General features: G+C 44.4%; 12 protein-coding genes. 4 read left to right on the top strand and 8 right to left on the bottom strand.

Annotated features, from left to right (window positions below; translation table 11 throughout):
* Positions 1-53 precede the first annotated feature (53 nt).
* The 3 genes from Q1B03_RS12760 to Q1B03_RS12750 all read right to left on the bottom strand — a co-directional run bounded on the left by Q1B03_RS12760 (position 54) and on the right by Q1B03_RS12750 (position 2,666).
* Positions 54-1,610 carry a fumarate hydratase gene (locus tag Q1B03_RS12760; RefSeq protein WP_299741689.1) on the bottom strand — a complete coding sequence of 519 codons (1,557 nt, stop codon included), beginning with the start codon at positions 1,608-1,610 and terminating at the stop codon, positions 54-56.
* Between the two features lie 84 nt (positions 1,611-1,694).
* Positions 1,695-2,141, bottom strand: coding sequence for a GNAT family N-acetyltransferase (locus tag Q1B03_RS12755; RefSeq protein ID WP_299741687.1), 447 nt, complete (start codon positions 2,139-2,141; stop codon positions 1,695-1,697).
* 342 nt (positions 2,142-2,483) lie between these two features.
* Positions 2,484-2,666, bottom strand: a complete 183-nt coding sequence (locus Q1B03_RS12750; protein WP_034761313.1) for an SE1561 family protein — start codon at positions 2,664-2,666, stop codon at positions 2,484-2,486.
* A gap of 115 nt (positions 2,667-2,781) precedes the next feature.
* Between Q1B03_RS12750 and yfkAB the strand changes: the two genes are divergently transcribed.
* Positions 2,782-3,909, top strand: coding sequence for a radical SAM/CxCxxxxC motif protein YfkAB (gene yfkAB, locus Q1B03_RS12745; RefSeq protein WP_299741683.1), 1,128 nt, complete (start codon positions 2,782-2,784; stop codon positions 3,907-3,909).
* Here the strand turns inward: yfkAB and Q1B03_RS12740 are convergent.
* From Q1B03_RS12740 to cax, 4 genes are all read right to left on the bottom strand, one after another.
* Entirely contained in the window at positions 3,854-4,246 is a 393-nt protein-coding gene (locus Q1B03_RS12740) for a hypothetical protein (RefSeq protein WP_299741681.1), read from the bottom strand. The genes yfkAB and Q1B03_RS12740 overlap by 56 nt on opposite strands.
* A 57-nt stretch (positions 4,247-4,303) precedes the next feature.
* Positions 4,304-4,489: a hypothetical protein gene (locus Q1B03_RS12735; RefSeq protein ID WP_299741679.1), complete on the bottom strand. Its 186-nt coding sequence runs from the start codon at positions 4,487-4,489 to the stop codon at positions 4,304-4,306.
* A 105-nt stretch (positions 4,490-4,594) separates the two neighbouring features.
* Positions 4,595-5,446, bottom strand: a complete 852-nt coding sequence (locus tag Q1B03_RS12730) for a YfkD famly protein (protein WP_299741677.1) — start codon at positions 5,444-5,446, stop codon at positions 4,595-4,597.
* Between the two features lie 224 nt (positions 5,447-5,670).
* Positions 5,671-6,726, bottom strand: a complete 1,056-nt coding sequence (cax, locus tag Q1B03_RS12725) for a calcium/proton exchanger (protein WP_044338559.1) — start codon at positions 6,724-6,726, stop codon at positions 5,671-5,673.
* Between the two features lie 90 nt (positions 6,727-6,816).
* On the opposite strand from cax, the gene Q1B03_RS12720 reads away from it, so the two are divergent.
* Positions 6,817-7,236 carry a pyridoxamine 5'-phosphate oxidase family protein gene (locus Q1B03_RS12720; protein ID WP_299741673.1) on the top strand — a complete coding sequence of 140 codons (420 nt, stop codon included), beginning with the start codon at positions 6,817-6,819 and terminating at the stop codon, positions 7,234-7,236.
* Between the two features lie 271 nt (positions 7,237-7,507).
* Here the strand turns inward: Q1B03_RS12720 and Q1B03_RS12715 are convergent, their stop codons facing one another.
* Positions 7,508-7,891: an OsmC family protein gene (locus Q1B03_RS12715; protein ID WP_299741672.1), complete on the bottom strand. Its 384-nt coding sequence runs from the start codon at positions 7,889-7,891 to the stop codon at positions 7,508-7,510.
* Positions 7,892-8,020: 129 nt separating this feature from the next.
* Here Q1B03_RS12715 and Q1B03_RS12710 point away from each other — a divergent pair, with 129 nt between their 5' ends.
* Positions 8,021-9,205: an MFS transporter gene (locus Q1B03_RS12710; RefSeq protein WP_299741670.1), complete on the top strand. Its 1,185-nt coding sequence runs from the start codon at positions 8,021-8,023 to the stop codon at positions 9,203-9,205.
* 213 nt (positions 9,206-9,418) lie between these two features.
* Positions 9,419-11,335 (top strand): heavy metal translocating P-type ATPase, encoded by a 1,917-nt coding sequence (locus Q1B03_RS12705; RefSeq protein ID WP_299741668.1) that lies wholly within the window; start codon positions 9,419-9,421, stop codon positions 11,333-11,335.
* The last annotated feature ends 476 nt before the right edge of the window (positions 11,336-11,811 follow it).

Below are 11,811 nucleotides of genomic sequence, written 5' to 3'. Positions count from 1 at the left end.
AAATAACCAATAAAATAACCACCCCGTATCCCGTACGAGGTGGTTCCAATTTCTTATTTAAAAACTGGCTCTTTAAACTGAGCTAATTTTTCCAATGACGATTTATCCACTTCTTCATGAAGGCTGTTACCATGTGAATCCATCGTTACAACCGCTGTGAAGCCTTCCACATTCAGGTGCCACATCGCTTCAGGAATACCGAACTGCATCAGATCCACTCCGTCTACGCCTTTAATGCAATCTGCGTAGTACTGTGCCGCTCCACCGATGGCATTCAGGTAAACACCGCCATGATCTTTCAAGGCAGCAAGGGTTTTCGGTCCCATTCCGCCTTTCCCGATGACAGCACGGATGCCGAATCGCTTCATGATGTCCCCTTGATAAGGCTCCTCACGAATCGATGTTGTCGGGCCAGCCGCTTTCACGTGCCAGTTGCCCTCATCGTCTTTCAGCATGACCGGACCACAATGGTAGATGATTTGGCCATCAAGATCCACCGGTGCATCATTCTCACTCAAATGTTTGTGGATCGCATCACGGCCGGTGTACATGCGCCCGTTGATTTGAACCACGTCTCCCACTTTCAACTCACGGATCTTTTCTTCCGTGATCGGAGCTTGCAGTACCACAACATTCGGCTGTTCCCCGGATGAAGCCGCTGCCGTTTCAAGCTCAGCCTCAGATCCTTGAGTAAGGTCAATCTTCTCGCCTTCCTGGTAGAACCATTCGTCGATACCGCCTGATTCAACATCAAGCTTCACCCCTAAGCGACGGAATGCCCAGCAGTTATAAGCAACGGATACGAAGAAGCTTGCAGGGATACGATTCATCACACCGACTTTACAGCCAAGCAGCGTCGTTTCACCGCCGAATCCCATCGTGCCGATTCCAAGCTCATTCGCATGGTCCATTACGTACTCTTCTAACTTACGTAGATCTCCATTCGGATTCACATCATCAACGGAACGAAATAATTGTTCTTTTGCCAGGTCATAGCCTGAAGAACGATCTCCTCCGATTCCAACTCCGATGAAACCGGCACTGCAGCCTTGTCCCTGAGCCTGATACACCGAGTGCATCACGCATTTACGGATCCCATCCAAGTCACGTCCGGCACGGCCCAGTCCTTCAAGCTCACACGGAAGGCTGTACTGGATGTTTTTATTTTCACAACCGCCGCCCTTTAAGATCAGGCGCGCATCGATGTAATCCTTCTCCCACTGCTCGAACTTGATGACCGGTGTCCCTAAGCCAAGATTGTCTCCAGAGTTTGCCCCGGTCAATGAATCAACTGAGTTAGGACGAAGCTTTCCGTCCTTCGTCGCCTGTACCATCGCAGCATAAATCGCTTCTTTGATGTCAAGCTGATTCACGCCGACCGGTGTTTTTATTTTAAAAGTCGGAAGCCCTGTATCCTGACAAATCGGTGATACATTGTCATCCGCCATCTTTACGTTATTTGAAATCGTGTCCAGGCTCATAGCAGACCGCGTGCCGGCGTTCTCACGGGCTTTCGCCGTGCGGATCGCACGTCTAACATCCTTTGGCAGGTTTGTGGATGTTTCCACAATCAAATCGTACATACTTTGCTGTAATGTCTCTTTATTCATCGTTCTCCCCCTCTAAAGATCTCAAAAACAGTCTTAATTTTCATACATCATTATACTCCTATAAGAATAAGATTGAAAGGGATTTCACAATGGAATTTCCTTCTCAAAATAACATGAAACCTCGTCTTCTTCCTTATAGGTGTACCCGTTACTCTGGTAAAATTGGATGGCGTCCGCCCAGTGCTTGTTGGTTTCGAGGGTGAGTGTGCGTGCACCAAGAGAATAAGCTTTTTCTTCTAAATGATTGAGCATGATGCGGCCAAGACCTCGTTTTCGAAATGGGGATAATACAGACATTCTCACAATCCGATACGTATCCTGGGTTTCTTTTCGGATAGCGCCTGTACAGATGATCTTGTCGTTATCTTTTCCTATAAAAAAATGATGGTGCGTCCCATCGTACTCTACAGAAATATCATGAATATCGGGATTCAGGGTATGATCGATGAAGCCGAACCGTTCGAGGAAACCGGACAGGATCACGTCTTTGGCTGCTTGGCATTGGTGTTTTTCAATGGGTGTGATGATCATGGGGATGATTCGCTCCTTTAATAATAGATGTTTTTATTAAAGTTTGACGTTTTAGCGGGGAAATCCTGCTTGGTATTCTTGTCTCCTATTTTGCATAGGATGAAGGGTGAGGTTTATGGGGCGGATAAAAAAATTGTAGACCGTTATGAATTCTTATCGACCGTTATTAAAGTTTATCGATCGCTAATCAGATTTATCGACTGTTATTTCATTTTATCAACTGTTCTACAAAATCCAACAAATTCCGCAAAAAAAATCACCGTCACCACCGCTATTCACCTCACCACCCAACCCCAATCAAAGCTCCGTCCCTCAAAAAAATAAGAGCCCCATCAAGGACTCTTACTCACTCTTCTTAAATTGCTCGCATTTTACTTCTATATCATCGATCATCGCAATAAGGCGGTCGATATCGTCTATATCCGCTTGTTCAGGGTCGATTGAGTCCAGAACGTCGACGAACAGGTTCAGGCGTTGTTTTAAATAGCTCACTTGTGAGTCTTTATCGTTGATAGCTTTACCCAAGAGTTCTCTCTCCTTTCAATACGTTTACTATGGTAACCAATAACTTTCGGATTGACAAGGGCTGGGCGTTTCTCAATAATGGATAGGTGACTTACTAATAAAGGAGCTTTTACGAATGAAAACTGATACTCTCTCCAAGAAAATGTCGATTGACCATGATCCTTGGGAGGCTTACTTAGATGTGGATGAGCATGGTGATATCACGCTTTCCAATATAGAATTCACCACCACAACGCTCTGTAACATGAGATGCGAGCACTGTGCCGTCGGTTACACCCTGTCTCCGAAGGATCCAAGCGCTCTTCCCATAGAATTGATTCTCGAGAAGCTCGACGATATTAAAACACTTCGTTCCCTTAGTATTACCGGCGGAGAGCCGATGATGTCAAAGAAATCCGTTGAAAATTATGTCTTGCCATTACTCAAGTATGCACATTCCAGAGGCGTACATACCCAAATCAATTCAAATCTGACCCTGGATCTTGACCGCTATTTACTTATTGCCCCTTACCTGGATGTCCTGCACATCTCTCACAATTGGGGAACGGTCGATGAGTTCATCGATGTCGGCTTTGCCAATATGGAACGAAAGCCAACAAGGGAGCAGCGTCAGAAACTCTTTGACCGCATGATCGAAAACAGCTGTGCACTTTCTGAGCGTGGAGTCCTTGTCTCGGCAGAAACCATGTTAAATAAAAACACCCTGCCCTACTTGGAAAAAATCCATCGTCAAGTAGTAGACGAAATGAAGTGTGGTCGTCACGAAATTCACCCAATGTACCCTTCCGATTTCGCTTCAAGCCTAGAAACTCTTTCATTGGAAGAAACACGTGAAGCAATTAGAGACATTCTTTCCTTCCGTGATGAAGACGTGTGGATGCTATTTGGAACGCTGCCATTCTATCCATGCAGCTCTTCACAGGAAGACTTGGATTTTCTGACTGAACTCTATGCAGCTAAAAATGTTAGCGTCCGTAATGATCCCGACGGCCGTTCCCGTCTGAACGTAAATATATTCACCGGTGATGTCATCGTCACTGACTTCGGCGACACGCCGCCACTTGGAAACATAACAAAGGATACGCTTCCTGCCATTTTTGAAAAGTGGAAAGAACAACCTCTTGCGAAAGAGTTGAACTGTCACTGCCCTATGGCCCGCTGCCTTGGACCGAACGTCCTGGTGAAGTCTATGTATTATGGTGATGTTGACTTTTCGGAGCGTGAAGCGAAGATTTCTCGATAAAATAGTGTGAAGGCTCAAATCCATTATGGATTTGGGCTTTTTTCATGTAATTTGGGATCTGATTTTCTATTAGTTGACTAACTTTAAGGGCTTGTTGTGCCAGTTTGGATGTTTGTTGTGCCAGTTTTCGGGTTTGTTGTGCCACTTTGGATGTTTGTTGTGCCAGTTTGACTATTTGTTGTGCAACTCTCCAGGTTTGTTGTGTCAATTTGTGAACCAATCGCAACTCGTACACCAAATACCCATTCATTCCAAGCACGCCAATAAACCCCACTTCTCCCCTAAAAACATGGTCCGTCCCTCTAAACCTAAATATCACGCCATTCTTCCAACTCAAGGTCCGTCCCTCTCATACACAAAAAAAAGCACAACGGACATTTATCCGGTGTGCTTCTTATCCGATTGGACCGCGGTGATTTTCTTTCACGGGCTGGTCAATCTTCTGTAGTGCTGGGTCCATTACGTTATACTTTTGATTCTTGAGGCTTTCGGCATATACTTTAGCCCTTTTCGCTCCGAACCAAATTCTCATAGCTGTGTACGCAATCAGGATCCCACCAAAAATAAGTAGATACTCCATGATATCCCTCCTTCAATTCTGAATATTCTAATTATTATAACATATCAAAGAAAATAATAAAAGAGTGAAATTAAGGTTTACCCCATTTCACTCCTCTTTAAACATTTATCTTGGTGTTTCGCTTGCCATGAAGCCAAAGTGGACATGATCCTGAACTGGAATCCACGCTCCAACTCCTTGAGAGGTTACGTTTTTCACGACGATGGAGCGTTTCGTACCCTTCATGACAAGGAACACTTCACCGTAGGTCACTTTTCCTTTTTCGTTAATCGCTGGTGCGTAGGCATATAAGTAACCAAGTCGTTTAGGTGAAATATTGTACACTTGGTCTTTCTTCGTTCCTGCTCCTACAATTGTTTGAAATGCGAGTGGCAGCTTTGATTTATCCATTGCTTTAATAAGCATCATTTTCTCCACATCTTCTGCATGTGGAACTTTTGCCGTGAGTCCGCCCTTCACCACTTTTTGTGCTTCCTGGACGTAATGAATTTGATAGTTGGATTTTCCGCCACGGTTATCGAAATAGTTCGTATTGACCTTTTGATACTCCCAGTTAGGAGATGTCTCCGTTGAAGCATAATTTAAAGGCCATTCCCCTAAATAAATGGTTGCACGCAATCCAATCGTCGGTGCTTTATTCATCGTGGATTCGTTCAGTATCCGAATCAGGTTCGGATTTTCAATTTTCACATTGGATGTTTCAATTAGTTCCTGAGACCATTCGCTCGGTTGAAGATACGGCTGATCCTGTGTGGAATTGGGATACGTATTTTCCTTGGCGATATTTAAAACCGAATTCGGGATCTTTACACTGGTATCTTCATTTGCTTGCGGAGCTTTCTCCGTTGTTTTCGGTGCTTTGTCAGTTGCTTTTTTAGGACTATTTTCAGCATGGATACCAGTGGTTGCAACGAAAAATGCGAGAATGACCATAAGAGCAGTGCGCATGATTTTCATAAAATTGACTCCTTTCAAGCTTAACTTAAGGGTTTGCCGTTAGTTTTTCCTAGTTGGAATAGCTTATCCAAAAAACTTTATTTGAAAGAATATTTACAAAATTCAAATATTATATTATACTACTTTTGAAAAGAAAACAGTCGGGCATACTGACCGTTTTCAATCATTCCTACATTCCCTAAAAAAGAAGCGGAGTCCGTAATTGGACTCCGCTTCTTTTTTTATTATAGTAGATAAAATCCGATCCCCATGATGAAATAGGCTGCGAGTAGGGTCAGTCCTTCAAACCAGTTCGTCTCCCCGTCATTGGATATGACGATCGTGACAAGTACTGCTGAAACCATGGCCACCAGTTCCGGTAACGTAAACACCAGCGGCATGCTCGTTTCGAAAAACAGTGAAATCAATACAAGAACCGGCGCTACAAACATCGCGATCTGCAAGGTAGATCCAACTGCAATCTCCACAGCGATATCCATCTTATTTTTATAAGCCATTATGATCGCCGACGCATGCTCGGCAGCGTTTCCGACGATGGCTACGATGATGACCCCTATGAACAGTTCGCTCCAGCCGAATGTGTTCCCTACTTCTTCAAAGGTATGAACGAGGCGTTCAGATACATAGGCAACGGCTGCTGTAGAGGCGGCAAGGATCAGTAATGCTTTCCCTTTACTCCACTCCGGTTCTTCATGAGCGTGCGCACCTTCTTCGCCTTCATGCTGATACACCCCGCGGTGAGTGACTAATTTAAAGAATAGGGCAAATAAATAAAGGGCGATTAAAATAACAGACACACCAATTGAAAGGGACATGGTCTTCGCTTCGTTCATATCCTGGGCGAATACTTCCGGAATCACGAAAGCAACGATAATGGCAAACATAAGCAGCCCCGAGTTGTGACGGGCATCAAACACATTAAACTTCTGACGTTTGAACTTGATTCCCCCAACAAAGAAGGACAACCCGGCAACTAATAGAAGGTTTCCAAGTACGGATCCAGTTAAGGAGGCAAGCACGACGCCAACCAAACCAGCTTTTAACGCAAAAATTGAAATAATGAGTTCAACCGCATTTCCAAAGGTGGCATTAAGCAACCCGCCGATACGGGGTCCTGACACAACGGCCAAACTTTCCGTCGACCTTCCCATAAATGCTGCAAGGGCAATGATCGTCACACAATAGATTACGAACATAATTACATTCGGCCAATGAAGCAGTGAACCGATGACTGAGATCGGAACTCCTGCAAATACAAGCAGTGCAAATATTTTGTTCATGTGTAAGATCCTTCTTTCTAAAAGAAAATTTGTTTAAATCAAGTGAGATTAGACACATTATAGGTAGAACCCAATTAGGAGGTACCACCCATGGCACAAAACTTAAAAGATAAGATCGTTGAGTTGTTTTCCAACCATAAAACGGGCACCCTTGCCACAATCCGAGACAACAAACCATATTCACGCTTTATGATGTTCTACCATGAAGACCTTACTCTTTACACCGCAACCAATGAGCATGCGCACAAAGCGGAAGACATCGCACAAAACCCTCATGTTCATATTCTTCTGGGCCATGACCGAGATTCCGATCATGAGCACTATGTAGAAATTGAAGCAGAGGCAACTGTAGAAGAATCCAAAGAGCTGAAAGAGAAATTCTGGAACGACCAACTAAAATCCTGGATCGCAAGCCCCGATGACCCGGAATACATGCTCCTCAAACTCACACCCAAAACCATCCTCTACTACGAAAAAACAGGCAAAGAACCACAAGAACTAAGCCTATAGAGGACACCTAAAGAGGGACGGACCTTCAATCAGATGAGAACCTTGTTTGATGGGACTTATGCTGATTTTAGAGGTCCGTCCTTTAACAGTTTACTGTAGTGAGGGACACGGACCTTCATCTGGTTGTAAGACTTGATGGAATAGGGCTTAAACTGATTTGAGGTCCATCCCTCAACACTCTACTGCACTGAAGGACGGACCTCCCATCTAGTTATAAACCTTGTTACAATAAGATTTATGCTCGTTGAATGGAGGTCCGTCCCTCAAAATTTCACTGCACTAACTCAAACGTTTCTTCGATTTTGATGCTGTCTTGTACGGATTGGACCATGGAGCAGTTTTTGCGGGTGAGCTTCATGGCTTTTTCGATTTTGTTTTCGTCAAGGTCCGTCCCTCTGATGGTGAAGTGAAGGGAGATGGCTTCGACTCTGTTTGCTTCGGCTTCGTTGCGGGTTACATCTGCTTTGATATGTATGTCGTCAAATTCGATGCGCATTTTCTCCAGTACTTTTCGGAGCACTCCCCCGCTGCAGACTGCTACGGAAGATACCAATAATTGGAACGGCCGAAAGCCATACTCTTCGTTACCCGAAACCTCCAGCTTCCCAAACCCTAAATCTGTGAAAAATCCGCCTTCTTGCATGTTAAATTCCATTTTTACATCATTCCTTCCTTATTATGTTAGTAGATGTTTTGATTTTACTCTATTCGTTTCGTATTGCCAAACAATGAAATTGGGGGTACCATCTAATAAGTAATCATCAATGATTGGGAGTTTTTACAAATGAATCAAACACTGACCTTCCGTTTCTGGGTCCTTGTCGGAATCGTGGCAATTTCAGGATTCTCACAAGGGATGCTCCTTCCTTTAATCGCCATCATATTCGAGCAGGACGGCATCTCTTCCTCCCTGAACGGATTAAACGCAACTGCACTATATATCGGAATCTTACTCGCCTCTCCATTAATGGAAAGGCCACTTCAAAAAATCGGATACAAGCCTATGATCATCATCGGAGGAATAGTGGTCGCAGCGTCACTTTTACTGTTCCCGGTTTGGAAATCCTTCTGGTTCTGGTTCTTCCTGCGTCTTTGCATTGGAATCGGCGATCACATGCTGCACTTCGCCACCCAGACATGGATCACATCGTTTTCACCAAAAGAACATCGCGGACGTAATATATCCATCTACGGGGTCTCTTTTGGAGTCGGTTTTGCCGTGGGACCGATGATGACTCAGCTCATCACCATCCATCAGGCATTGCCGTTCATCATCTCTTCCTTATTAAGCCTGACCGTGTGGATGTTCGTCTTTAAATTACAAAACGAATTCCCCGATCAGCAAAATATCGGCAGTGCCTCGTTCCTTGGATCGTTCCAGCGCTTCGGAAAGGTTCTCAAATATGCATGGGTCGCCCTGTTGCCTCCGTTGGGATATGGTTTCCTTGAAGCTTCATTAAATGGAAACTTCCCTGTGTTCGCCCTTCGAAACGGTCTTTCCATTGAAGCAGTCGCCATCCTCCTGCCTGCTTTTGCCGTGGGAAGTATCATTTCCCAGGTACCACTCGGGATTCTGAGTGACAAATATGGAAGACAAAATGTCCTGCTCATCGTCATGATGATCGGCTTTCTCTGCTTTTCTGCCGCAGGAATCGTCTCTGAATCCACCATGGGCTTATTTATCTGCTTTACGTTAGCCGGGATGGCTGTCGGATCGACTTTTTCACTTGGTATTAGTTATATGACTGATCTTCTGCCAAAAGAATTACTTCCTGCCGGAAACATCATGTGCGGGATCTTCTTCAGCTTCGGAAGCATGATGGGTCCATTCGTTGGAGGGATCACCATCGACTGGTTCAAAGGCTCAAGCTTCTTCTACTTAATTGCATGCATGATGCTGATGATTTTTGTGAGCCTACTCGTCTTTTCCCTTCAAAATCGACGTAGTGAAATAACCCAGAATAACTAGCACAAAACTCTTTCCATTATCATATACATGTGATAGGATTAGATTATAATAATTATAAATTACTAACTTCATATAAAATCATCTAAGAGCACGTGCAGTTTTGCTGTCACCTTTCATTGGTGGCAGCTTTCGTCGTTTTATAGGGGTATTGACGTTGATTATTATTCTCAATGAGAATCTCGTATTTTCATTTATCTGAAGGAGGAATACGCTATGAGCTCACAATCCAAAGCCTTATCCATGGGAGCACCAAATGAAAAAATACACTTCTTTGAAAAAATAAAACCTCATGCAGAATTGATTGCCGCATTGGTCAGTGGTGTGTTTATTTTACTGGGATGGTTGACATCAAATGACGACTCAAGCTTGAGCATCATCTTCTATCTCCTCGCCTTTGCCATCGGCGGATTCGCGAAAGCCAAAGAAGGAATCGAAGAAACCATCGAAAACAAAGAGCTGAATGTAGAGATGCTGATGATTTTTGCCGCAGTGGGGTCTGCCATTATCGGTTACTGGACAGAGGGTGCCATCCTGATCTTCATCTTCGCTGTCAGCGGCGCACTTGAAACGTATACGATGAACAAAAGTCAGAAGGAAATTTCCGCACTCATGCAGCTTCAGCCTGAAGAAGCATGGCTCGTGACAGGATCTGGCGAAAAGAAAGTCCACGTTTCAAGCCTTGAAATCGGAGACCATATTCTGATCAAACCGGGTGAACGCGTGCCAACGGACGGTATTGTCGTAAAAGGAACAACGTCCATCGATGAAGCAGCCATTTCAGGGGAAGCCGTCCCTGTAACTAAAGGTCAAAGAGATGAAGTGTTCGCTGGAACGGTCAACATCAACGGTGCCATCACCATTGAAATGACCAAACCAAGCAGTGAAACCCTTTTCCAAAAAATCATTGACCTTGTGCAATCCGCGCAAAGCGAAAAATCGCCTTCACAGCAGTTCATCGAACGCTTTGAAGGAACGTATGTAAAAGTAGTGCTTGCCGTTGTCTTCCTGATGATGTTCCTGCCCCACTTCCTACTCGGATGGAGCTGGACGGAAACATTCTACCGGGCAATGGTCCTACTCGTTGTTGCTTCACCTTGTGCCCTGGTTGCCGCTATCATGCCGGCGAGTTTATCGGCGATTTCAAACGGTGCCCGTCATGGAATTCTTTTTAAAGGCGGAGCTCACTTGGAAAACTTGAGCAACATCAAAGCCATTGCCTTTGATAAAACCGGTACGTTGACGAAAGGAAAACCAGTTGTGACGGATATAGTGGTTGCGGATCATGTGGATAAACATGAAGTGATGACTGTCGTCGCTTCGATTGAAAATCAGTCGAATCATCCACTTGCTCAAGCCATTGTGAAACACGCAACTCGTGAACGTAACGCGGAACTTTTTCAGCCTGATTCCCTCGAAGACGTATCCGGCTGGGGAGTCAAAGCGCTTGTGAACGGAACCGAATGGAAAATCGGGAAAGCAGATTTTGTGGATAAAGTGTTGGCAGAACAATTTATGGATGGTGCCTTTGGACGAATCGCTTCTGAAGGTAAAACAACGGTCTTCGTTGCCAAGGAAAATCAGATTGTGGCATTGATCGCATTGAAAGACGTGGTTCGAAAAGAAACCATCGAAGCTTTGCAACTCCTTAAAGATGAAGGCGTCCAAACGATCATGCTGACAGGGGACAACGAAAAGACGGCTCGTGCCATTGCAGAAGAAGCCAAGGTTGCCTCCTTCATTGCCGAGTGCCTGCCGGAAACGAAAGTAGACGAACTGAAAAAGCTGAAACGTCAATTCGGTACCGTCGGAATGGTCGGGGACGGAATCAACGACGCACCTGCACTTGCAACGGCCAACGTAGGAATCGCCATGGGTGAAGGAACCGACGTCGCACTGGAAACAGCCGATGTCGTGCTAATGAAAAACGATCTTACCCGTATTGCTGAAGCCATCAAGCTTTCGAAAAAAATGAAACGGATCGTGCAACAAAACGTGGTGTTCTCCATCGCTGTGATCATGCTGCTGATCGCGTCGAACTTCCTGCAAATCCTGGATCTCCCTTATGGGGTCATCGGGCATGAAGGTAGTACGATCTTGGTTATCTTAAATGGTCTGCGATTGTTGAAATAATGTTTAAAAACATCCAATCTTGAGAGGTTGGATGTTTTTTTGTGAATTGGCGGTGAATTCGTGAGGGATGTAATTGCAGTGATTGAAATTGAATGGCGGTCCAGCGATTCTCTGACACTTATCCACACCCCTATTTCATCCACAATAGATCAACCCATTACACCTCCTGAAAATTATCCACAATCCTCATCCCATGAATATATCCCCATCTATTCCTCCCACTACTAAACAACCAGAATAGTTATCCACACCCCCTGTAACATACCCTCACCTACCAAGGTCCGTCCCTCAAACTAATAATATTTTACTAAAATAATATTTTGTTGTTGCTTTCTTGAAAGGGATATCATAAAATGTGTTTAGTTAGTGCAAACGGTTGCATCTATTTTCATGATACATGCACTCTAATGATAAAGACGCACCAATCAGCATTTCACTTAATCTGAAATGTAAACGCACACATGTAATCCAATGTA

The sequence above is a fragment of the uncultured Rossellomorea sp. genome (assembly GCF_947488365.1).
In the GTDB taxonomy this organism is placed as follows: domain Bacteria; phylum Bacillota; class Bacilli; order Bacillales; family Bacillaceae_B; genus Rossellomorea.
This window is presented reverse-complemented; position numbering and strand designations above follow the sequence as displayed.

Coding starts and splice junctions, on each gene's coding strand:
- Q1B03_RS12705 (WP_299741668.1), top strand. CDS start 9,419: ATGAGCTCACAATCCAAAGCCTTATCCATGGGAGCACCAAATGAAAAA.
- Q1B03_RS12735 (WP_299741679.1), bottom strand. CDS start 4,489: ATGGAGTATCTACTTATTTTTGGTGGGATCCTGATTGCGTACACAGCT.
- Q1B03_RS12755 (WP_299741687.1), bottom strand. CDS start 2,141: ATGATCATCACACCCATTGAAAAACACCAATGCCAAGCAGCCAAAGAC.
- Q1B03_RS12710 (WP_299741670.1), top strand. CDS start 8,021: ATGAATCAAACACTGACCTTCCGTTTCTGGGTCCTTGTCGGAATCGTG.
- yfkAB (WP_299741683.1), top strand. CDS start 2,782: ATGAAAACTGATACTCTCTCCAAGAAAATGTCGATTGACCATGATCCT.
- Q1B03_RS12720 (WP_299741673.1), top strand. CDS start 6,817: ATGGCACAAAACTTAAAAGATAAGATCGTTGAGTTGTTTTCCAACCAT.
- Q1B03_RS12715 (WP_299741672.1), bottom strand. CDS start 7,891: ATGGAATTTAACATGCAAGAAGGCGGATTTTTCACAGATTTAGGGTTT.
- Q1B03_RS12730 (WP_299741677.1), bottom strand. CDS start 5,446: ATGAAAATCATGCGCACTGCTCTTATGGTCATTCTCGCATTTTTCGTT.
- cax (WP_044338559.1), bottom strand. CDS start 6,726: ATGAACAAAATATTTGCACTGCTTGTATTTGCAGGAGTTCCGATCTCA.
- Q1B03_RS12760 (WP_299741689.1), bottom strand. CDS start 1,610: ATGAATAAAGAGACATTACAGCAAAGTATGTACGATTTGATTGTGGAA.